Below are 21,166 nucleotides of genomic sequence, written 5' to 3' on the forward strand. Positions count from 1 at the left end.
TAAGATTACATCACATATGTTTTTTTAGTGATAGTTATTAACAATTTCATACAGCATCCCCTCTCTTAACGCACCATCAGATTTCAACATTTTTTTAATATTCAAGCGATCAAAAAGTGCATAAAGAACACAAAAGCCACCCGCTAAAATACTCTCTCTATCTTGCCTTAGTCCATTAAAGTGAATGTTGGCAACCACTTTTTTCTCTAAAAGTTTTACTGCCAAAGCTTCCATAACCTCACGTGTAATCGCGCCATCAGAGTAGTTATTTGCCAGTGCAACATCAGCGATAGAACGAATGGTTCCAGAAGAACCTAAAGACATTTCCCACCCATGCTGAAGATATTCATTTGCAATTGGTTCGATCAGCTGGCAGGCATGCTGGATTGCTCTTGTGAAATTACTCAGCGTCAAAAGACCATCAGCAAAAAATTTATTTTGCATGCTTACACAGCCCATTTCAAGACTAACCAAGGCTTTAAGATCTTGATTTTTGCCAATCACAAGCTCAGTTGAACCACCACCGATATCAACAATCAGCGCTTTTTTCTTCTGTGCTTTTGTATTGGCTGAGGCGCCAACATATACTAAACGCGCCTCTTCTTCACCTGAAATCACTTCTACTTTTGCTTCCAGTATCTGCTCTGCACGTTTTAAAAATGTAGCAATATTCTCCTTTGCTTTACGAAGCGTATAAGTCCCAACAACTTTTACTTCATCAACTTGATAATGCTTCAGTGAAAGTGTGAAGTTCTCTAAACACTCAAGCGCTCTTTCTTGCGCCTCATCCGTAAGTCCATGCGCCTCTGTTAGACCAGAGCGAAGCTGCACTTTGCTTTTACCGCGATACAACTCTTTGATTTCGCCATCTGTGTAAATCTCAGAAATCAGCATATGAAAGCTATTTGAACCAAGATCAATCGTGGCAACTTTTTTACTCGACATAAATATCTCTTTAATAATCAAATCCGTCAAAATAATAGCATAATTTTATTTCCTCGAGTAGCGAAGCTTGAATTTTTTAGAGAAGAGAAAATAACACTTACACAGTCTTGATTAGATGTTTAAAGAGATACCCAAATCACCAAAAATAAGTGCCAAAAGCTTGTAAATAACAAAACTTGTTATCATGCAGCACGGCAGTGTTAGCAGCCAAGCAGTTGCCATTGCCTTGACTACACGCCAGTTGACACCGCCACTTTCAGGATAACCTGCACCCATAATTGAACCTGAAGCAGCCTGTGTTGTACTGACAGGTAAACCAACATGTGATGCCCCTAAGATTAAAAGTCCTGAGCTAAGTTCAGCTGAAAAACTATTTGCAGGACCAAGTTTTGCCACTCTTGTCGTCAGCGTCTTGATAATACGCATTCCGCCTGCAAGCGTCCCAAGCGCCATGGTTAAAGCACAAAGTGCAATCACCCATACAGGAATATGTGACACCGTACTCACAACCCCGAAACTAAAGAGCGCAAGGGTAATAATTGACATGGTCTTTTGCGCATCATTTGAGCCGTGGCTTAATGCCAAAAGACTGCTTGAGAAAACCTGCAACTCGCGTACAAAATTATTCGCTTTTCTTGGCCTTTTACTCTTTGATAAAATTCGAAAGACGATAATCACCAAAATTAACGCAATAAAAAATGCCAAAATAGGGGAGAAGATCATCGGAATAATGACTTTGCCAATTAACGTCCCATAATGCACACTTTGAAAATTACTCACAGCAATCGCTGCGCCAACCAAAGAGCCAATAAGCGCATGAGATGAACTCGACGGAATACCAAAATACCACGTAAAGAGATTCCAGCCAATCGCAGCGATGAGTGCTGATATCAGCACCAAATGTGTAATCACATTAGCATCAACAAGCCCTTTTGAAATGGTTGTTGCAACCGCTGTGCCTAAAAAAGCACCCACGAAGTTAAATATTGCTGCCAGAATAATGGCCTGATAGGGTGAGAGTGATTTTGATGCAATCGGCGTTGCAACCACATTAGCAACATCATGAAAGCCATTAATAAACTCAAAGAAAAGCGCAATAACAATAATGCAAATCAAAACGATTAGCATATTATATTTCCTTCACATAAACACGCATCACGCCATCACACAGCGTTACACTGGTATCAACTGCTGATTCAATCGCTTTGTAAACTTCTTTAATTTTAATCACTGTTAACGCATCATATTGCTGGATTTTAATTTGCTCTAATACATGCCCCAAATCTTCAACAACACCCTCTTCAAGCTCAGCTACTTTCTGATCTTGTAGTTTGATTTGCTGCTCATCTTTAGCTTTAAAGGCGACCATTAGCACCTTAAGCGTTTCGGTGATTTTTTGCAGTGTCTCCACCGAGCGGATTAAACAATCATCTGTGTCTGCACCAATGCCGTGAAGCTGCAATTTTTTATTGATTTTAATAATCCGCTTTGTCAGCTTTAACAGCACCCCTGCTAAATGAAAAATATCCCCTCGATCAATAGGCGTAATAAACTGCTGATTCAACTGCGTTGCTATTTCCTTATTAACATCGACCGCCCGCTGCCTTTGCATCCTAAGCTCTGCAGCAAGCTTGGCTGATTTATCAGGGTTTTTCTCATTGATAATATCAACCAGTAAATTAGAGGCATGGCAGACACAATCTGTCGCTTTTATAAATAAGTCAAAAAAAACTTCCCCACGATTAGGGATTAACGTTTTAATAATTTTTCGTAACATAAACGTCTTTTTTACAAATCAAGTTTGATAAATAGGCATAATAAGCCCATCGAAATAAAATACAAGCCATTCTTTTGGAATTTTTCTTCTGACAAAAGTGTAATACCCGCTTAGCCTATAAAAATCCCTAAAATGATATGACTCACTTTGAAAAAAATCACCTTCTAGCTACACTCATGGATATAGCAGCCAAACAGCCATCACGAGGGTTAAATGAAAAAGTTAATCATGTTTATATCTATATGTTTCTTAACGATAACAATGGGTGTTGCTGCAAATATGCAGCAAGATACAACGTTTCGAAATTTCATGTTGAATAAAATGGCACAAGAGATTAATGAGAAGCTAACAGCAGTGTCAAAATCAGCAACTTTTCTTGGGAATCGCTATCTGATGCATTATCAAAATTTATCAACGCTTAAAACCTTCAACAAAGGTGATCTATTAAGCAAAAGTGATGTACAAGAGAATATTCGCGCTTTGAGCTTTACAGCAACGCAAAATAATCAAAATCTAGCTTACCGTGTGCCCTATCTCTCAAGCTATATATTAAATGAGAAGAAAATCACCCCTGAGCTTTGGCGAGAAATTGCAGCGATCTCTGAGATTAAAGCGGTATTTCCGAGCCTTTATCAATTTTTTAATGATGGCTGGGTTTATATCACAACAGCCAATGAGCTGATGGCTATTTACCCTTATGTCCCGCTACAAGATGCAGTTCACAACAAAAACCCAACCAAAAGTCCTTTTTATCTTGCCGCTGATTTTAAAAACAAAAAAGTTGGCTGGTCTGCACCTTATATGGATTTAGTTGGAGATGGACTGATGGTAACTGCCTCTTACCCTATCTATGATAAAGGTAAACTACTTGCCGTCTCCTCAATCGATATTACACTGTCAAACTTAGCTAGCTCACTTATGCTCCCTAAAGCATACTTTGGCAGCTTTTTCTTAATGACTCAAAATGCACTTGCCGTTGCCAGTTCAACAACTCATTTGGGAGAAAAAAACCTCACATATTTCATGAGCACCAAAACAATTACACAAAAGAAACTAAAGGGTCAAGCGTCTAAGAGTGCTTTGTTTAACAGTGCTTCTGAAACCCTACTTGCTTACATTCAAAAATACGAGCATAGAGATAACTGGTATATGAGTTTTAATTTTAAACAACAACGCTATGGCATCAATGCAACGTTAATCCCTGAGACTCGTTGGATTTTAGTGAATGTATTTAATAAGACAGCCCCATCTGAAAAATGAGTACCATTTGCCAAAAAAAGGTTTTTGGTGTACATTTCACAGCAGTTTTATACAACCTTAACACCGGATAGATACTATGAGAATTGGACGCCTGATCTTTGGGGATCCAATACCAAAAGCAAATGCTGAAGAGCATGCACTCTCAAAAAAACACGCCTTAGCTATTTTTTCTTCTGATGCCCTGTCCTCTGTTGCTTATGCGACAGGTGAGATTTTAACTGTTTTGATTCTAGCCGGCACAGCTGCTCTTAGCATGTCACTACATATTGCCATGTTTATTGCGCTTTTGATTGTTATTGTTGGGGTTTCCTACAAGCAAGCCATCGATGCCTATCCAGAGGGAGGCGGCGCTTATATCGTTGCCAGAGAAAACCTTGGAACCTTCATGGGATTACTTGCTGCTGGCGCTTTAATGCTGGATTATATTTTAACTGTTGCTGTGAGTGTTTCAGCGGGCATTCTCGCCATTACTTCAGCCTTTCCTGAAATTTCAGGGCATGCAGTTTTACTGGCAATTATTGCTATTATCCTTATTATGTGGATGAATCTTCGAGGGCTTAGAGAATCGGCAAGTGCCTTCATGTGGCCAACTTATGCATTTGTTGTTGTGATTCTAGTGATGATTGGCATTGGTGGTTATCGCTACTTAACAGGCAACTTATCACCTGTTGATTATAGTCATGCAAATGATTTGATGGCACCTATTACAGGCGTGTTAACACTGACTCTTATCTTACGTGCATTTTCATCTGGATGTTCAGCGATGACGGGAATTGAAGCGGTTGCCAATGGCGTGAAATCTTTCAAAAAACCGCGAGCAAAAAATGCAGCGATCACTTTAATGGTTTTAGTAATCCTTCTGATCTCGATGTTTCTTGGCATTTCTTTTTTAGCAGCAAAACTCGAACTCCAACCACTAACCGATCAAAGTTTACTATCACAAATTGGCCATAAAATTTATGGATATGGCTTTTTTTATTATTTGCTTCAAACTGTCACCTGCCTTATCTTACTTCTCGCTGCTAACACTTCCTTTGCAGGCTTCCCTCTTTTAGCTTCAATGATCAGTCGAGATGGGTTTTTACCAAGACAGCTACAAAACGTGGGAGATAGACTTGCCTTTAGTAATGGTATTTTTGCTTTGGCTGTTTTTGCTTGTGTTCTTATCATTATTTTTGATGCCAATACAAGTGCCCTTATTCCTTTATATTCCATTGGTGTATTTTTAGCATTCACCCTGTGTCAAGCTGGCCTTGTTCACTTTTGGCATAAACAAAGGCGTGAGGTACGAAGCTGGTGGATCAAAGCCTCTATTAATAGCTTTGGTTGTGTGTGTACTTTTATCGCTGTTATTGTCGTTATTGAGTCCAAGTTCTTTGAAGGTGCTTGGATTGTTATTGTTGCACTACCGATTTTAATCTTTATCTTTTATATTATTAATAAACACTATACTCGTGTTGATAGAGAGCTCTCCTTAAGCACTGATATGGGGCTGATGGAAGCCTCACTACATAAAGACTCAGAGTCAAAAGTAGTTGTCCCTATTTCAAAACTACATAAAGGCACCATTGCTGCACTTGAGTTTGCACGCAAAATTTCAAAAGATGTCACACCTGTTGTTGTTAATTTAAATGATGAAAAAACTGCCAAGTTACAACGCCTATGGAAAGAGCTTAATTTCCCAGAAGAGCTTGTTATACTTGAGTCTCAATATCAATCTATCACAAGACCCTTAATTAAATACATTAGAAAACGTGATCTAAAAGAACCAGAAAAAGGGCTTTCGGTACTGGTTTTACCAAAAGCAGAAACCACCCGCTTCTGGCAAAGCCTGTTACATAATCAAAAAACGGCGCTTTTACGCTGGGGACTTAAAACCGTGAGTCGCAGCGAAACAAAAGGTAAGGCGCGTGTAATTGTGGAAGTGCCTTATCAATTAACGGTATGACTAATTACAGTCATGTATTATAACCGCCTAACGCTTTTTGCAGATGAGTTTGATAATAAATTTACAGTTTATTAACAATAATACACACTAGAGATATACTCTTACCCCATAATCACCTCTGATATACTTTTATGATTACAGGGGGAAAGAGATGAAAAAGAGTTTATTTGTATTAGCATTAAGTCAAATATTAGTTGCCTGTGGTGGCGGCGGATCTGATAGCAGCCAGCCCAAAGATGATAACCCGATTACTACTTCTATCTCCGCTATACCAGATGCACTTACTCAAGGAGAAAGCTACCTAGTAGAAGTTTCGTTAAACGCAAAAAACCCGATTAAACTAAGTACAGCAACTAAAACTATACAAATCAGTGAAAATGATACATGTGAGCATAAATTCACTATATCTCCATCAAAGCTTAAATTAACTGTCAACGCTGGCTCAGAAACTTTCACCATCACACCGACCAATGCAGATACATGCAATCATATAATCACCTTAAGTACAGGTGGAAAAGGCTTATCAAAAATACAACATATCCATACCGTTAAAAATGGTAATAGAAGCTTCTTTAATCAATCACTTACGCAACTTAATGTGAATATGCTTGGCTCTACAGCTCCATTATTAGTCACAGGAATGCAAGCTGACCAAATTACTATTTTAGCTCCAGAACAACAAAACAGTTATCAGGTATATCAGTATAAAAATAAAAAATGGACTCCAGCCTATCAAATTAATGCTAATAATACAGAAAATTCATGTATATCTGATAAGAACGATAATTTATACTTTTCTTCAACTAATACAGGGACAACTGAAGGTTTCGTTCACTTTAGCATGTATTCAGCGCAAACACATAAAGCCATACAACTATTAAACACCTCTACTCCAGGCTATATTACACCATGGTCAAGTATTGCCACCTTAAAAAGAGATTGGACAGGTAGTAAAATTTATATTGCTTTTAGTGAAACTGGTGCATTTTTAGGCAATAATCACTCTAGGCAAAATAGACTACGAATTGGCTATTATGATACTGCAACACCATCAGACAAGATAAAGCCTATATCTAACAACTTTCAGCTGTCCAACCATTCTGGTCAAGAGCCTGCAATGACTGTAGAACAAAATGGAAACATCTATGTTACTTATCTTAATGCGCATGACACTTTGCAGGTGCAGAAATATGACATTAACCAAAAGACATGGAATAAGATTCTATTTAATGAGCCCACTCAAAAGTGTCAAAACATATCTCAATATTGCTCAATCACCTACCCTCATTTAGCCTATGATAAAAAAACAGGGAATCTATTTTTAACCTATATAATTGAGTCAATCAGCCAAAATTACCCTTTTGGCGTAAATCTTATAGCACCAGTCTATGAGTACGATGGAAAGCAATTTATCTTAAAAAATACATTCAACTTCCCCAAATATGATGACTCAGGCTTCATCATTCAAGAGGCCCCTGTTCGCTTTTTTGCTTACAATGACCATGTATATCTCAGCGGGTTATTTCCTAAATTCAATCCAGGGAACAACGTAACTATAGATTCTGGAACTTTTTATTTTCAGGAATATAACTCTAAAAGCAATACCTTCTTGGATTATAGTAACTCTATATCATCAAAATTTGGAGAGCTTGATGGCTATGATATCGCTCAAAACAACGATGGAGACAAGTTATATCTTGTAGTCAAACCACATAATCGTCAAAAGCTAACTGTTCTGTCAGGAACCCTCAGCTAAAAGCCTAATATGCCCTATATTTATTTTGCAGTCTTTTAATTGCTTTAGGTGAATAGGCAAATAAAACAATAACCATCACGGTGACAAGCCCGATAAAAGTTGCACTAACGCGTGCTTCTAAGAGCATTTTCTCAGAGAAATAATGCCCCAATGCGGGGGCAATAATCACACCCAATGTCAAAAAGAATGTATAAGCGCCATAGTGTTTTGCTAAGGTAATAACAATACCGTAGATACATATAAGCAGTATCAACAAAATGATAATACTTGAGTGGATATACAGCACAATAGGCAGTGCAAGCATAGCACCAATGATTGTTCCCCATAAACGATGCTTTAGTGCGTTTAAGGTTTTATGGATACTTGGCTTCATTACCACAAAAACGGTCATTGGAACCCAAAACCCAGCAAACAAATCAAAATAATAGCTAATAATCAACGCACATAATACAGCCACTACAAGCCTTAGAGAATATAACAGCACCCCTTTACTCAAATGAAATGAATGCTTAGGAAAGAGCACCTCTTTTCTCATTGTTCGGTATCGATTTGGATGAAAAATAAAGTTCTTTAACCAGAGAACTAGCACCAATAAGAGCCCTGCCAATGAAGCGAAAACACCCGTATATAACGCATGTATAACATCCCCAGAAAAACCTGAAAAAACAATGTAGATATCCGTTAGAATCCATACGCCTGCGCTAATATGTAAACGTGCACAACAGCTCATACAAGTTAGCATAAGCAATATCACCAACACGAGCGTGTAACCCACGAAATTTAGATAATATAAGTAGCTTGCCAAAAAGACTACCACGCCTAATAACAAACTAATAATAAGCCCCATTATAAGCTTCAGATTAATCGATTTGCCAAAGAGCCTCGGCTGGTAAACACTAAATAAAGTGGCACTGATAATAGCACTTAGCATATAGTCATTTTGAGGCATATAAAACAATTGAATCAAGGCAAGAACTAACACCACCAAAAGTGAAACAAGTGCGCTGATGTGCGATTCTATCGTGTGAATGGCAAAATTTTTAACCCTAAATTTCCCAAGCCCTAACATACAACAAAGCAACAACATTAAATGTATCTTTTAGTATATACCAAGAAAATTTGCGCGCATTTTATTTGTTCTCTACAATCATAATCATATCAGTTTATCAAAGGATTACAGATGAAAGAGCATATTGCCATTTATCAGCTGGATAAAAAGGGACATGCCAATAAGCTTGAAAGCAATATCAACTTTTCTGAATATAAAGATCAGCTTTTATGGATCCAACTTGATCTCAAAATTGCACAAAAATTTCTTCGTGATACCAAGGTAATTCCAGAGTTTGCCTCACATGTGCTATGCGCAAAAGATACTCGCCCCAGAACCATTATCAATAACAATACCCTTCTTTGCACCATTAGAGGTGTCAATAAAAACACCACTTTGCAAAATACAGGTGATATGATCTCTGTCAGGCTATATGTGCAAGAAAACTTGATTGTGAGCGTACATAAGTATGAGCTGAACTCCGTTAAAACAGTTATTAATAGTTTCAATACTGGCACAGGCCCCGTTAGTGCTTCTGATTTCATTAATGATTTTCTATTGGCTGTCACAGATAGTTCACTTGAGGCATGCGCTAAAATTGATCACTCAATTGATCAGTTTGAAGATCAAATCAATCAAACAGTAAAGCTTAACACTGCTAACGGCCATATTTATAGTGATCTAAACGCACTTAAGCGCAAGATTATTCTCCTTCGACGCTACCTTTTACCACAACGAGAAGCCATATTGCGCATCCAGACTGATAAGCTAACTTGGTTTAATGATAAAGAAGCCCCCTATATTCAAGAGATTGCTAACACTTACACACGGATACTTGAAGATCTTGAAACACTCCATGGACGCGTTAGCATTATCTATGATCAAATTGTAGCCATTACTCAGGGAAACCTAAATAACCGCATGTATGTTTTATCCATCATTACCGCTATTTTTCTGCCTTTAACATTTATTACGGGTCTCCTTGGAATTAATGTTGGCGGCATCCCAGGGGCAAACAGTGCCCTTGGCTTTGCCATTGTCTGTATTATCTTAATTGTATTTTTTATACTCCAATATCTTCTGTTAAAAAAACTAAAATGGCTATGAATCATTTTTGTCATCTATTAGCTGCTGCTCAACCAATGCCTCAGAAGCAGCTGAAGACTCCGGCGCCATTTGCTGGAACTGAACTTTATCATCTTCGGCCGCAGGGGTTACCCTGACACTAAAGCGCCATAGTGTATACAAAATCAAAGCGATACACATAATAGCGACAAAGATAAAGAAACCAAAACTGCCAAAGATCGACATAAAAGAAGTTGCCAACACAGGACCAAACATTGACCCCACACCATAGGCTAATGCCAAAAGGCCAATAACACCCACCAATTGATCTGGATCCAAATAATCACTTGTATGACTGATTGAGATAGGATAAATCGTGAAGGTTAATCCTCCAAGAATAAATGAAAGAAGAATCATCTCATAAAAAGAGTTATGAATTAAGCAGACAAGCACAGAGACAACGGTTGCACCAATTAGCATAAAAAGAAGCACTTTTCTTCTATCCATAATATCAGAGAGCTTGCCAATTGGAATTTGCAGTAGCATTCCACCAATAATAATTGCAAACATCATCGTTGATATTGTATCGGCAGGATAGTTAACTTGTTTTAAAAATAGTGGATATATTGTATAAATACTTCCCAATATCACACCAGCAACAAATGACGCCCATATTCCAAGAGGCGCTCTTTTAAAGATGACCCAAGGAGATAAGAGCTCAACTCTTTCTTGACGTGGCATTTCAAACTTGGTCAAACTGACTGGAATAATTGACAATGAAGCGAACATGGAAATAACACAAAAAGCCAAAAGGACACTACCAAAATCAATATTCAATAAATACTGACCTGATGCTTGAACAAAATAATATAACAAAAGATAAATCGATAATACTCTGCCCTTATAGGCACTTCCCGCCCCCTCAAGACACCAGCTTTCCACCACAATAAAAAGTCCAGCCAAAGCATAGCCACAAATAAAGCGAAATGCACCCCAAAGAATAGGGGCATAAAAAATCCCTTGCAGCATTGCACCTAAAGCCATCATTGTGGCAAAAAGCACATAGCCTCGAATATAGCCAATGCGAACAATTAATTTCTGTGTGAAATAAGACCCTAGCATCATCCCAGTAAAATAGGCTGCTGAAACAAGACCAATCACCCAATTCGCCTGCCCCATTTTTTCCAATTCCAATGTCGTGTATGTCATATAGAAAGTATTGCCAACGGTCAAAATACACATACTGATAATTGGTGCAAATAACATCGCAAAGTTTGGCTTTAACTTATCTTGCATCTTTTGCATTTAGCTGTCCATATGAATGATTTAACACAGCATAAACTAGAAAATAACTTAGAACAAGAGACCCATTAACTTCCGTGTAATAAACTCTAGGTAACAAAGGGGGAGTGTGTATGAGTCCAGGCCTCCTGCCTAGTGCCAATTATGCGCTCTATAGCTTTATCCTGATAGTGGCAATACTCTTGTTTTCTTTGAGATATTCACTATTTTGTATTAAGAAATCACAGTATATTCAAAGTATATTTAAAATATTCTCCAGAGGTCTGCCAATTGCCGCTTTATTTTCAGTCTCTAGAATGGGCCGCTGCATCAACTCTGGGTGCTCCATTAACAAAGGAACAATATCATTTTCACTCAGATCATGATTGAGATTTAATGCTTCAAAAGCCTTGTCAGTTATACGAACTAACTCTAATTTATTTTGAACGAGCTTCTTTTTTACTCTAAGCAAATCTTGCTCCGTTAATGGCGCTGACAAATAGGTTATCACCTCACAAGGAATACTGCTCTCATGAATATATTTAAGCGCCGCTCTTGACTTACTACAATTTGGATTATGGTACAGCTTATACATTGAACACCTTTTAATGACCACTTGCATATCCATGCATACTACCTTAGGATACAGCTTTGGCAAGGAATAACAGCACTTGGGGTTTAAACAATGTCATCAAAGCAAGCAATTCTATTTATCAATGGAGAGGTTAATTTAGCTTTTTGTGAGCGTTATATTACACAACAGCATCAAACTTTACCCCTCTACTGCGCCGATGGCGCTTATCATAAAATTGCCACATCAAAACCTTTGATTGAAAAACTGGTTGCCATCATTGGTGACGGTGATTCAGCAACATCACTCACAACTGATATCAAACGTAAATATATACTGAAAGAAGATCAAAATTTTACTGATTTTGAAAAGGCGCTTAGCTACCTCTATGATCAAGGCTTTAAAGAAGTCTTGATATTTGGTGCAGGCGGAGGCGAATTAGACCATACACTTTCAAATATTTTTATTCTACTTCGTTACAAATCTTTACTGACACTTAAGCTCATTGATGAATATAGCTACAGCTTTCTATTAAACCCAAGCACATCCATAGAAAACGTTAAAGGAAAAATGATTTCTATTATCCCTTTGATGCAACTTGATAATATTACTCTAACTGGATGCAAATACCCGCTCAACGATGCACAACTTGCCTTTGATGGTCAGCTAGGGGCTCGTAACCATGCTGTAAAGAACAAAGTAGAAATACAATATAAAAATGGCAATGGGCTCATTATAATCTCCCATGAACCCTACCATAACTTTGATGAAAAAACACACCTACCATCATAGGTCACTCTGCTATTGATATATACTAATATAGGCACCGAGGCGAACATAGTTAAAACAAGAGAACAATCATGCTGAACCAACTTACTTCATTTTTAGATTTTCTCCACCAGCAGCGTAATTACTCTGAACATACCATTCATAGTTACCGCCGTGATTTATTATCCTTTTATGATTTCTTACAAAAAAATAACCTGTGCTTTAATCAAGCAACAAGCCAACACATTAAATCTTGGATTAAACTTCTTCACAGTAAAAAACTCTCTCAGCGCTCTATTCAAAGGAAACTCAGCGCCGTTCGCTCTTTCTATAGACACCTAGAAGAATATCATCAACTATCTAATAACCCAGCACAAAATATCAAAGCACCAAAAGCCGAAAAAAAGCTGCCAAAGACGTTGGATGTTGATGAAATGCAAAATCTACTGAATCTTAAAAGTGATGATGTCTTTGTTATTCGTGATTTAGCGATGCTCGAAATCATTTACTCTTCAGGAATCAGATTGAGCGAACTTATCTCTATTTGCTTAGAAGATATTAACTTCTCGCAAAAGCTTCTTCGTGTCCTTGGAAAAGGCAAAAAAGAGCGGATTGTACCTATTGGCAATGCAGCAATCTTGGCCATTCAACTTTGGCTTAAGACACGAGAGAAGCTTAACATCAATAGCAACTATCTCTTTAGTGCAAAAAACAACAAAGCTATTTCCCCACGAACCGTACAGAAGCGATTTGAAAAATTTGCACTTCAACACGCACAAAAACATATTCACCCACATATGATACGACATGCGTTTGCTAGCCATTTACTTGAATCATCTAAAGATCTGCTGGCTGTACAAAAACTACTTGGTCACAGTGATATCTCTACAACGCAAATCTATACCCATTTAGACTTTCAGCAACTTGCAAGTGCCTATGATCAATCGCATCCAAGAGCAAAAAAGAATAAAGAATAAAGAGAGTAAAACATGCATACCGTTATTTGCCACACCCCAAAGCCATCTGATAGAGCCCAGATTGAAGCACTTATTAGCGATACAAATATCCCCTGCCAATTTATGGAATCACCGCCTAAAGCAACATTTTATCTCAGCATATTGAATAATGCTCTGATACTCAATCAAACACCTAACTCCAGCTATCTTTGTGTTGATTTTAACTCATCAGCCATACGCTCAAAAATAGACCCAAAAGCACAAAAACCTGATCTGATTAAAGCGGTTGAAGGAAAGCTAAAAAGACAATTAAATATCATTGATATGACAGCCGGGTTAGGACAAGATAGCTTTATGTTAGCCGCACGAGGTCATAAAGTTACAGCATTAGAGCACTCTCCATATCCCTATTTACTTTTCAAAGATGCGCTTATACGCGCAGAAGAAAGTGCGCTTTATCATATCGCGCAAAATATCACGCTGTTATTTGCAAATAGTGCAACTTATAAAGCTAACAGCACACAAGATCAGGCTACTGGCTTTGATATTGCCTATCTTGACCCTATGTTTCCTGAAAGACAAAAATCAGCCAAAGTGAAGAAAAATATGCAATTTTTACAACAGCTTCACGGTGAAACAAACGCCACATTATCTGACAATAATAGCTTACTCTTTGATAAGGCAAGCGAAATAGCTCAATCAAAAGTTATTGTAAAAAGACCAAGAAAAGGAGACGTGCTTTGCCAGAAACAACCTACGAGTCAGATTATTGGCAAAAGCAGTCGATTTGATATCTATCAGCTAACGAAATAATACAAAGTAACTAGGTATTATCATCATCGCTCACGCCATCCATACTGTAGAGCTCGAGCTTTTTACGGAAAGTACCACGATTCAGCCCCAGAATTCTTGCCGATCTACTTTGATTATGACCGGTAAACTCCATTGTCGCCTCAATCATTGGCCACTCGGTTTCTTCCATAATCAACTGATAGACATCCTCAGGCACTTCGCCCTCCTGAGAAATATTTTTATAGTACTGTTGTACACGTTTTTTCACCACTTCCCTCAACGGAAATGTACTAGCCGAATCATCATTCGGCTTTAATATATAATGCATTGTAGCAGCCATAGTTTCCCCCTAAATGAAACAATGTTGACTTATCATGATTTTAAACCTCACAAGATAGATTAATGCAATTTAACTCCATCCACAATACAGGAGAGTTAAAAAAATTCGCTTTTCAACCTAAAATTTACGATTTTGTCGGTAATTTTACTCTTTTAGCCTTGCCATGGTTAATACATCAACATATTTACCTGCCCTTAGAGCATACTGGCAAAGCCTTCCCTCCACCTTAAACCCATGTTTTTCATACAGGCAAATTGCAGGGTTATTGTCATAAAATACCGTCAGCTCCAAACGTTTTAGACCCAACCAATTATCAGAAAGCTCAACAAGTGTGCTCAACATTTTGCTTGCAATACCCATAGAACGATAATTCTCATCCAGAATAATAGAAATATTACCTGCATAAGAACGGCGAGGATTTTTTTCAATATTCACCCCAACCTCACCAATAACGCTACCCTCAAGCACTGCAACAAGAAAAATAGCATGATCAGTAAACTCTGCTAGCCTTTTTCGCTTGTGCTCAGTCTGTCGATAGGGATATTGTAATGTATCTTTATAAACACTCTCTTGCTGAATAATCTGACAAATGGCTTCGGTATCCTCGGGCAATGCCCGCCTCATTATAACCTCATCAGCACTCCTTTTCTCTTGTCGTATTTCCTTCTCATCATATAATTTGATCGCTTCGCTCATGGCCATCTAGTTTTTCACCTCCTCCCAACGAAAATAAATGCATGAGCAAAGCTCAGACTTTAAATTATCATATTTTAATCTAAAAAATCCACTACCTGTAATTAAAAGTAACCATCGGTTACTTTTGTATTATATTCACACAAATCATCCGTCAAACAACGCTTAACTTCGGCTATTTTCTTACTTTGCGCCTGCAAAAGAGTTGCTGCACTTACAATTGAGAATTATACTAGCTAACTATACCGAGATACTGAGTTATTAACAAGATGAAGAGCTATCAACAATACCTAAAAACCATACGAGAAAAGAATAAACTTTCCGTTGAAGGTGTTGCCAGCAAAATGAGTTTTTCAGCAAAAACAATTGAAATGCTGGAAGAATCGGCTGATATATTTTCACTTAACTTACCAACACCATCCTTAAAAAACTATTTTCGTAAATATGCTGAAACTTTGGGTATTCCTGAGAAAAGGATTATCCGACTATTAAACCGTATTGACTATTTAGACTATAAGCGCTCAAGAAAAGGTAAAATGAAAGCATTTGATTATATTAATCGGCTTATTATTTTGATTCTTATTGTTGCGCTTGGCTATACCGTGCATGCTTTATACCAACAAGAAAAGGCCAATGCATTAAAGCAAAGTGTTGTCACACTCCCCTCACCGGTAGTTACACCTTCTAGTGCAGATACAGCAGCAACTAACATCGCTCCACCAGTCACACAAGATGAGCACGACACTACTAAGAACAAGACTGATCAGCCTTAAATATGCACTTTATTATTGGAATTGAAGGCACAAAGCTTACAGCAAACGACATTCAACGCCTTACCCACAAAAGTGTTTTAGGATGCATTTTATTTAAGCGAAACTATGAAAGCACCTCTCAACTGAAGACTCTTACTCAGTCTATAAAGGCGCTAAGAGAGGAGCTTGTCATATCAGTAGATCAAGAAGGAGGTCGTGTACAGCGCTTTGACCATCCCCCTTTTCACCCACTTTTGTCTTTGTTTGAGCTTGAAAAGAAAACAGATAAAGAAGTTATACAACACGCCTCTTTGCTTGCTCGTGAGCTTAAAAATCATGGTGTTGATTTCACTTTCGCTCCAGTAGTTGATTTATATAACGCCAAAAGCCGTGTGATTAATACACGTGCATTTTCCAGTGACCCCAAAAAAGTGGTGGAACTTGCTACGCTTTATATTCAAACCTTAAGACAAAAGAAAATGCCAAGCGTACTTAAGCATTTTCCGGGGCACGGCTCCATTGATGCCGATTCACATCTAGAGTCCGCACATTATACAATTTCTTTAAATGCACTTGAGAAAAGAGATTTACAACCATTTATCGCACTTATCAATGCATCACTTGCCGATAGCATTATGGTTGGACATATCACCTTGACAGAAATAGATAATGTCATTGCCTCACAATCTAGCTTCTGGTTAAAAACTTACCTTCGAGAAAAACTACATTTTCAAGGCATTATTTTTAGTGATGATATGGGGATGTTTGCTGCCAACAAACCTGATCAGTCCGCCACTGATGCAATTGATCATTTTTTTGCCGCTGGTGGTGATATTGCACTTTTGTGTAATGACTTTACGGTGATTGATCACATGCTGGCTTACACACAGCCCTCTGATATCACTACAGATACAAACTTTAATCATAGATGGCGAACATTTATAGCTACTCTGTAATATTTACCGCTTAGAAAAAAGCAAACAAGAAGCACTGTCAAATCAGCTAGCCGTGATATAAACTATACGCTTATAAGGAAGTAAGAAAGTAGATCACATGCAAACAGTTGAGTCTTATTTTACAAGTTCGCCTGAACTGAAATCTGTATTACATATTTTGATTATTCTACTGAGTGTCATTATTGTTAACATCATCATTCGAATTATTCTAGCCATCATCAACAAGCGTTTGAAAGAAAAATCGGCTATATTGCGCATTTTCTATCAATCAATTAATAAACCGCTTCGTATTGTCATGTGGATTATTGGCTTATGGGTTATTGTGACCCAAATCCTTAATTTGCATAGCGGTTCAAGTAATGGACTTTTAACCATGTCCTATATGGCGCTTAAAGTTTTTATTACACTTTGCATCGTCTGGGTGTTAATGTCCTTTGCTCGAGGCGTGAAGAATCACTTTATTGAGAAAAACACACGCACAGATGGCGGCTATAACGACTTTAGTATGATAGAAACAAGCTATAAAGCCTCTCAAGCAGTTATTCTTGTCATTGCTTTTTTTACCATTTTAAGTTCCCTTGATATCCCGCTTGGCGCGCTAGCAGGACTCTCTGGAATTGTTGCGGGCTTCATTGCTATCTCACAAAGAGAGCTTATTGCAGATGTCTTTGGCGGCGTTATCCTTTATATTGACAGACCTTTTTCTGTTGGTGATTGGATTTATACCGTTGATGGCAAAATTGAAGGAACCGTTGAAAAGATAAGCTTTCGTCTAACATTAATTCGCGCCTTTGATAAACGCCCGATCTATGTGCCTAATGCGCTATTTTTGAATACAGCAGTGGTGAATGCCTCTAGAATGACAAATCGAAGAATTCTTCAATATATTGGTGTTCGTTATCAGGACTTTGATAAACTGCCTGCTATTTTATCAGGTGTTAAACAGATGCTAAAAGAGCATAAGGCAATTGATCAAAAGTGTACCACTTTAGTTTGTATCGTCAATGGGAATACGAATATGGGCTCAAGTATAGAAGGTGTGTTTGGCTCCTATTCAATTAACTTTATGATTTACACTTTCACCAAAACAACGAACTGGGTTCGATTTCAAGCGCTTCAAGATGAAATTATGCTCAAAATTGGACAAATCATCAAAGACAATGGTGCAGAAATTGCTTTCCCTACAACGACATTGGATTTACCTAATGATGCAATCGATGCCCTTTCAAAGCACACATCTCCACAAAGTAATAGTTAATCGAGGGTTGTTATCAATATGAAACATATTCTTGTATTTGGTTCAGGATCTTGGGGAAGCGCTCTGACCATCCATTTGGCTCAATCTCACCATGTATACCTTTATGTTAGAGACAATAACAGCTATCAAAAGATGCTTGAAAGCCGCTGTAATGAAAAGTACTTGCCCGGAATTCCTTTCCCGGAAAAGCTAAAGGTTATTGATAACTGGTTAGAAGTTATTAAAAGCTGTCAGTATATCCTTATCAGCACACCAAGCATTGCCTTTGAAAACACGCTAAAATCGATTGCACCTTATATTCACCAGCAAAAACTCATCTCAGCAACAAAAGGCTTTTGTCACTCAAGTTATAAGCTACTTGATCAAATTGCTTGTGAATATCTGCCAGATACGCCTTATGCACTTATTACGGGCCCAAGCTTTGCTAAAGAAGTTGCAAGCAATTTGCCCACAGCTGTGGTAGCGGCTTCATCTGATCTTAACTATGCAAAGGAAGTTCAGCATCTATTCAATCATCGTGCTTTTCGCTGCTATAGCTCAGATGATATTACTGGTGCTGAAGTTGGTGGCGCAGTTAAAAATGCACTTGCTATTGCTTGTGGCATCTCAGATGGCTTGGGCTTTGGCGCAAATGCCAGAGCTGGATTAATAACTCGCGGATTAAAGGAAATGATCCGGCTTGGCTTGTCACTTGGCGCTAAAGTAGAGACATTCAGCGGATTAAGTGGACTTGGAGATTTGGTGCTTACCTGCACAGATAATCAATCAAGAAACAGACGCTTTGGGCTATTAGTAGGTCAAGGCAAAACACAAAAAGAGGCAACGGATACGGTTCAACAGGTTGTAGAAGGTATTGCAACAACCAAAGCAATTTACCATTTGGCACAAAAGCAGCATATTGACATGCCCATTGTTGAGGTTATTTATCAAGTGTTACATGAAAACTACCCTGCTAAAAAGGCAGTGGAAAAGCTTTTATCTAGAACGCTAAAAAGCGAGTAGAGGTGCTTTAGATAAAGCGCATAGATAGATCAATTGCTTGAATATGTTTAGTCAGTCCACCAGTAGAAATATAATCAACGCCTGTCTTTGCCACATCTTCTAACTGTTCAAATGTCATATTACCAGATGCTTCTAACTCAGCCTTTCCATCTACAAGCTTCACAGCTTTAGCCATATCTTGAAGTGAGAAATTATCCAACATAATCACATCACATTTAGCCTCTATTGCCTCATTAAGCTCATCAAAGTTTTCAACTTCAACCTCAATGAGTTTATCTTTGCCAATCGCTCTTGCTTTCGCTACAGCTTGAGAAATAGAGTGACCACAAGCAGCAATATGATTTTCTTTTATTAAAAATGCATCAAATAGCCCGATTCTATGATTAACACCACCACCACAGCTTACCGCATATTTCTCGGCCAATCTAAAGCCAGGGATTGTCTTTCTGGTATCCAATATTTTTGTTTTATAGTTTTTGAGCGCTGCCACATAATGCTGTGTTTTGGTGGCGACTGCCGATAACATTTGCAAAAAATTAAGCGCTGTTCTCTCTGCAGTGAGAATCCCTCTGGCTAAGCCTTCCACTTCAAATAAAGTTTCATTCGCTTTAACCTGATCACCATCTTGGTAGTGCCAATGTAGCGTGACTTCAGGGTCAACCTGTCGATACACCTCTAAAACCCACTCTTTTCCACAAAGCACCATATCCTCACGTGTAATCACCTTCGCCTGTACCTGTTCATCCTCATCAATTAAAAGTGCGTTAATATCACCTGATTCAATATCTTCCAAAAGTGCTTGATCTACCATGTCTTCAATGACATCTTGGTCTATCTCGGTAATCTGTAATGTATTTAAATGCATCTCTGTTTCCAATTATGATAAGTATTATCTTTGTTGATTTTGAAAGTTCACCATGCGCTCAAGCGGAATCAGCGCCCTTTCTCTGATTTCATCTGGCACGATAATCTCATTTGCTTCAGACTCTAATACCTCGGCTAAATTCTTTAAGGAATTCATTCCCATCCACGGACATTGTGCACATGATTTACAGGTTGCACCTTTGCCCATCGTTGGCGCTTCAATAAAGGTTTTATCCGGTGAGGATTGTTTCATTTTATAGAAGATACCTGTCTCTGTAGCGACAATGAATACTTTATTTGGCAGGCGCTTTGATGCCTCAAGTAATTGTGAAGTTGAACCAGCCACATCAGCCAATGCCACAACTTCAGCTGGAGATTCAGGGTGCACCAAAATAGCCGCCTCTGGATAGGTTGCTTTTAAATCATATAAAGCCTTTGCTTTAAACTCCTCATGAACAATACACGCGCCATTATAATGAACCATGTCAGCACCTGTTTTGTTTTCAATCCAACGACCAAGGTACTTATCTGGCGCCCAGAGGATTTTCTCGCCCTTTTGATCCAAGTATTCACAAATTTCAAGTGCACTTGAGGAGGTGACTGTCCAGTCAGCAAGTGCTTTAATACGAGCAGATGTATTGACATAAACCACCACTGTTCTATCTGGATGCGCTGCAATAAATGCTTTAAATTCATCTTCTTGGCAGCTCACATCCAATGAACACTCTGCCTCTAAAGTTGGCATCAAGACTTTTTTGTTTGGACTTAAGATTTTAGCACTTTCACCCATAAAGCGCACACCGGCAACCACCAGTGTTTGCGCTGGATGTTTATGACCGAATCTTGCCATTGCAAGCGAATCACCGAGCATCCCGCCTGTTTCTTCTGCAAGCGCTTGGATCTCAGCATCAACATAATAATGTGCAATCAAGCAGGCATTTTTCTCTTTTAGCAATCTTTTGATTTTCTCGCGATAAAATGCTTTGTCTTTTTCAGTTTGCACTTGCATGGCCTCTGCTTTGGGCCATACTTTTTCCACACGTGAGTGGAACTCTTTTTCACTAATCATATGCTACTCTTAATCTCTTTATATATACTGCTCATATAGCAACATCAAGCTGGCAAAAATTCTAA

Annotated in this window: 21 protein-coding genes; 11 read left to right on the forward strand and 10 right to left on the reverse strand. The window is 38.3% G+C overall.

Features of this window, described 5'->3' with window-relative positions:
- Positions 1–24 precede the first annotated feature (24 nt).
- The 3 genes from A37Q_RS0102265 to A37Q_RS15730 all read right to left on the reverse strand — a co-directional run bounded on the left by A37Q_RS0102265 (position 25) and on the right by A37Q_RS15730 (position 2,722).
- Positions 25–945, reverse strand: a complete 921-nt coding sequence (locus tag A37Q_RS0102265; protein WP_018298645.1) for a Ppx/GppA family phosphatase — start codon at positions 943–945, stop codon at positions 25–27.
- Positions 946–1,056: 111 nt separating this feature from the next.
- Positions 1,057–2,073: an inorganic phosphate transporter gene (locus tag A37Q_RS0102270; RefSeq protein WP_018298646.1), complete on the reverse strand. Its 1,017-nt coding sequence runs from the start codon at positions 2,071–2,073 to the stop codon at positions 1,057–1,059.
- Position 2,074: 1 nt separating this feature from the next.
- A complete protein-coding gene (locus A37Q_RS15730; RefSeq protein ID WP_018298647.1) occupies positions 2,075–2,722 on the reverse strand; it encodes a DUF47 domain-containing protein in 648 nt (215 codons plus the stop codon).
- A 213-nt stretch (positions 2,723–2,935) separates the two neighbouring features.
- Here A37Q_RS15730 and A37Q_RS15735 point away from each other — a divergent pair, with 213 nt between their 5' ends.
- The 3 genes from A37Q_RS15735 to A37Q_RS0102290 all read left to right on the forward strand — a co-directional run bounded on the left by A37Q_RS15735 (position 2,936) and on the right by A37Q_RS0102290 (position 7,686).
- Positions 2,936–3,982 carry a cache domain-containing protein gene (locus tag A37Q_RS15735; protein ID WP_026196465.1) on the forward strand — a complete coding sequence of 349 codons (1,047 nt, stop codon included), beginning with the start codon at positions 2,936–2,938 and terminating at the stop codon, positions 3,980–3,982.
- A gap of 76 nt (positions 3,983–4,058) precedes the next feature.
- Entirely contained in the window at positions 4,059–5,930 is a 1,872-nt protein-coding gene (locus tag A37Q_RS0102285) for an APC family permease (protein WP_018298649.1), read from the forward strand.
- Positions 5,931–6,081: 151 nt separating this feature from the next.
- Positions 6,082–7,686 carry a hypothetical protein gene (locus A37Q_RS0102290; protein WP_018298650.1) on the forward strand — a complete coding sequence of 535 codons (1,605 nt, stop codon included), beginning with the start codon at positions 6,082–6,084 and terminating at the stop codon, positions 7,684–7,686.
- Positions 7,687–7,690: 4 nt separating this feature from the next.
- On the opposite strand, the gene A37Q_RS0102295 is transcribed toward A37Q_RS0102290, so the two are convergent.
- Positions 7,691–8,773 carry an FUSC family protein gene (locus tag A37Q_RS0102295; RefSeq protein ID WP_018298651.1) on the reverse strand — a complete coding sequence of 361 codons (1,083 nt, stop codon included), beginning with the start codon at positions 8,771–8,773 and terminating at the stop codon, positions 7,691–7,693.
- 93 nt (positions 8,774–8,866) lie between these two features.
- Between A37Q_RS0102295 and A37Q_RS0102300 the strand changes: the two genes are divergently transcribed.
- Positions 8,867–9,841 carry a CorA family divalent cation transporter gene (locus A37Q_RS0102300; RefSeq protein WP_018298652.1) on the forward strand — a complete coding sequence of 325 codons (975 nt, stop codon included), beginning with the start codon at positions 8,867–8,869 and terminating at the stop codon, positions 9,839–9,841.
- On the opposite strand, the gene A37Q_RS0102305 is transcribed toward A37Q_RS0102300, so the two are convergent.
- A complete protein-coding gene (locus tag A37Q_RS0102305) occupies positions 9,836–11,104 on the reverse strand; it encodes an MFS transporter (RefSeq protein ID WP_018298653.1) in 1,269 nt (422 codons plus the stop codon). The genes A37Q_RS0102300 and A37Q_RS0102305 overlap by 6 nt on opposite strands.
- Before the next feature lie 229 nt (positions 11,105–11,333).
- Positions 11,334–11,675 carry an ArsC/Spx/MgsR family protein gene (locus A37Q_RS0102310; RefSeq protein ID WP_026196466.1) on the reverse strand — a complete coding sequence of 114 codons (342 nt, stop codon included), beginning with the start codon at positions 11,673–11,675 and terminating at the stop codon, positions 11,334–11,336.
- Positions 11,676–11,765: 90 nt separating this feature from the next.
- On the opposite strand from A37Q_RS0102310, the gene A37Q_RS14420 reads away from it, so the two are divergent.
- The 3 genes from A37Q_RS14420 (at position 11,766) to A37Q_RS0102325 (ending at position 14,188) form a co-directional block, all read left to right on the forward strand.
- Complete coding sequence (locus tag A37Q_RS14420) at positions 11,766–12,443, forward strand: thiamine diphosphokinase (protein ID WP_018298655.1); 678 nt, start codon at positions 11,766–11,768, stop codon at positions 12,441–12,443.
- Positions 12,444–12,511: 68 nt separating this feature from the next.
- On the forward strand, positions 12,512–13,396 hold the full coding sequence (gene xerC / locus A37Q_RS0102320) for a tyrosine recombinase XerC (RefSeq protein WP_018298656.1): 885 nt from the start codon (positions 12,512–12,514) through the stop codon (positions 13,394–13,396).
- Positions 13,397–13,408: 12 nt separating this feature from the next.
- On the forward strand, positions 13,409–14,188 hold the full coding sequence (locus tag A37Q_RS0102325; protein WP_018298657.1) for a class I SAM-dependent methyltransferase: 780 nt from the start codon (positions 13,409–13,411) through the stop codon (positions 14,186–14,188).
- Positions 14,189–14,198: 10 nt separating this feature from the next.
- Here the strand turns inward: A37Q_RS0102325 and A37Q_RS0102330 are convergent, their stop codons facing one another.
- Both A37Q_RS0102330 and A37Q_RS0102335 read right to left on the reverse strand, forming a co-directional pair.
- On the reverse strand, positions 14,199–14,507 hold the full coding sequence (locus tag A37Q_RS0102330; RefSeq protein ID WP_018298658.1) for a helix-turn-helix domain-containing protein: 309 nt from the start codon (positions 14,505–14,507) through the stop codon (positions 14,199–14,201).
- A gap of 144 nt (positions 14,508–14,651) precedes the next feature.
- The gene (locus tag A37Q_RS0102335) at positions 14,652–15,203 is read right to left on the reverse strand and encodes a GNAT family N-acetyltransferase (RefSeq protein WP_051074467.1); all 552 of its coding nucleotides are present in this window, start codon (positions 15,201–15,203) and stop codon (positions 14,652–14,654) included.
- Between the two features lie 266 nt (positions 15,204–15,469).
- Between A37Q_RS0102335 and A37Q_RS15740 the strand changes: the two genes are divergently transcribed.
- From A37Q_RS15740 to A37Q_RS0102355, 4 genes are all read left to right on the forward strand, one after another.
- A complete protein-coding gene (locus A37Q_RS15740) occupies positions 15,470–15,973 on the forward strand; it encodes a helix-turn-helix domain-containing protein (protein ID WP_018298660.1) in 504 nt (167 codons plus the stop codon).
- Between the two features lie 2 nt (positions 15,974–15,975).
- A complete protein-coding gene (gene nagZ, locus A37Q_RS14430) occupies positions 15,976–16,908 on the forward strand; it encodes a beta-N-acetylhexosaminidase (RefSeq protein ID WP_018298661.1) in 933 nt (310 codons plus the stop codon).
- Positions 16,909–17,005: 97 nt separating this feature from the next.
- Positions 17,006–18,166 carry a mechanosensitive ion channel family protein gene (locus tag A37Q_RS14435; RefSeq protein ID WP_018298662.1) on the forward strand — a complete coding sequence of 387 codons (1,161 nt, stop codon included), beginning with the start codon at positions 17,006–17,008 and terminating at the stop codon, positions 18,164–18,166.
- 18 nt (positions 18,167–18,184) lie between these two features.
- A complete protein-coding gene (locus A37Q_RS0102355) occupies positions 18,185–19,168 on the forward strand; it encodes an NAD(P)H-dependent glycerol-3-phosphate dehydrogenase (protein WP_018298663.1) in 984 nt (327 codons plus the stop codon).
- Positions 19,169–19,175: 7 nt separating this feature from the next.
- Here A37Q_RS0102355 and nadC read toward each other — a convergent pair whose 3' ends face one another.
- Together nadC and nadA are read right to left on the reverse strand one after the other, a co-directional pair.
- Entirely contained in the window at positions 19,176–20,033 is an 858-nt protein-coding gene (gene nadC / locus A37Q_RS0102360) for a carboxylating nicotinate-nucleotide diphosphorylase (RefSeq protein ID WP_018298664.1), read from the reverse strand.
- 24 nt (positions 20,034–20,057) lie between these two features.
- Positions 20,058–21,101: a quinolinate synthase NadA gene (gene nadA / locus A37Q_RS0102365; RefSeq protein ID WP_018298665.1), complete on the reverse strand. Its 1,044-nt coding sequence runs from the start codon at positions 21,099–21,101 to the stop codon at positions 20,058–20,060.
- Positions 21,102–21,166: the final 65 nt, after the last annotated feature.

It is taken from the genome of Fangia hongkongensis FSC776 = DSM 21703 (assembly GCF_000379445.1).
Taxonomy (GTDB): Bacteria; Pseudomonadota; Gammaproteobacteria; order Francisellales; family Francisellaceae; genus Fangia; species Fangia hongkongensis.

Coding starts and splice junctions, on each gene's coding strand:
- A37Q_RS0102335 (WP_051074467.1), bottom strand. CDS start 15,203: ATGAGCGAAGCGATCAAATTATATGATGAGAAGGAAATACGACAAGAG.
- A37Q_RS14435 (WP_018298662.1), top strand. CDS start 17,006: ATGCAAACAGTTGAGTCTTATTTTACAAGTTCGCCTGAACTGAAATCT.
- A37Q_RS0102285 (WP_018298649.1), top strand. CDS start 4,059: ATGAGAATTGGACGCCTGATCTTTGGGGATCCAATACCAAAAGCAAAT.
- A37Q_RS0102295 (WP_018298651.1), bottom strand. CDS start 8,773: ATGTTGTTGCTTTGTTGTATGTTAGGGCTTGGGAAATTTAGGGTTAAA.
- A37Q_RS0102270 (WP_018298646.1), bottom strand. CDS start 2,073: ATGCTAATCGTTTTGATTTGCATTATTGTTATTGCGCTTTTCTTTGAG.
- A37Q_RS0102310 (WP_026196466.1), bottom strand. CDS start 11,675: ATGTATAAGCTGTACCATAATCCAAATTGTAGTAAGTCAAGAGCGGCG.
- A37Q_RS0102290 (WP_018298650.1), top strand. CDS start 6,082: ATGAAAAAGAGTTTATTTGTATTAGCATTAAGTCAAATATTAGTTGCC.
- nadA (WP_018298665.1), bottom strand. CDS start 21,101: ATGATTAGTGAAAAAGAGTTCCACTCACGTGTGGAAAAAGTATGGCCC.
- A37Q_RS0102355 (WP_018298663.1), top strand. CDS start 18,185: ATGAAACATATTCTTGTATTTGGTTCAGGATCTTGGGGAAGCGCTCTG.
- A37Q_RS15735 (WP_026196465.1), top strand. CDS start 2,936: ATGAAAAAGTTAATCATGTTTATATCTATATGTTTCTTAACGATAACA.
- A37Q_RS0102300 (WP_018298652.1), top strand. CDS start 8,867: ATGAAAGAGCATATTGCCATTTATCAGCTGGATAAAAAGGGACATGCC.
- A37Q_RS0102330 (WP_018298658.1), bottom strand. CDS start 14,507: ATGGCTGCTACAATGCATTATATATTAAAGCCGAATGATGATTCGGCT.
- A37Q_RS14420 (WP_018298655.1), top strand. CDS start 11,766: ATGTCATCAAAGCAAGCAATTCTATTTATCAATGGAGAGGTTAATTTA.
- A37Q_RS15730 (WP_018298647.1), bottom strand. CDS start 2,722: ATGTTACGAAAAATTATTAAAACGTTAATCCCTAATCGTGGGGAAGTT.
- A37Q_RS0102305 (WP_018298653.1), bottom strand. CDS start 11,104: ATGCAAAAGATGCAAGATAAGTTAAAGCCAAACTTTGCGATGTTATTT.
- A37Q_RS15740 (WP_018298660.1), top strand. CDS start 15,470: ATGAAGAGCTATCAACAATACCTAAAAACCATACGAGAAAAGAATAAA.
- xerC (WP_018298656.1), top strand. CDS start 12,512: ATGCTGAACCAACTTACTTCATTTTTAGATTTTCTCCACCAGCAGCGT.
- A37Q_RS0102325 (WP_018298657.1), top strand. CDS start 13,409: ATGCATACCGTTATTTGCCACACCCCAAAGCCATCTGATAGAGCCCAG.
- nadC (WP_018298664.1), bottom strand. CDS start 20,033: ATGCATTTAAATACATTACAGATTACCGAGATAGACCAAGATGTCATT.
- A37Q_RS0102265 (WP_018298645.1), bottom strand. CDS start 945: ATGTCGAGTAAAAAAGTTGCCACGATTGATCTTGGTTCAAATAGCTTT.
- nagZ (WP_018298661.1), top strand. CDS start 15,976: ATGCACTTTATTATTGGAATTGAAGGCACAAAGCTTACAGCAAACGAC.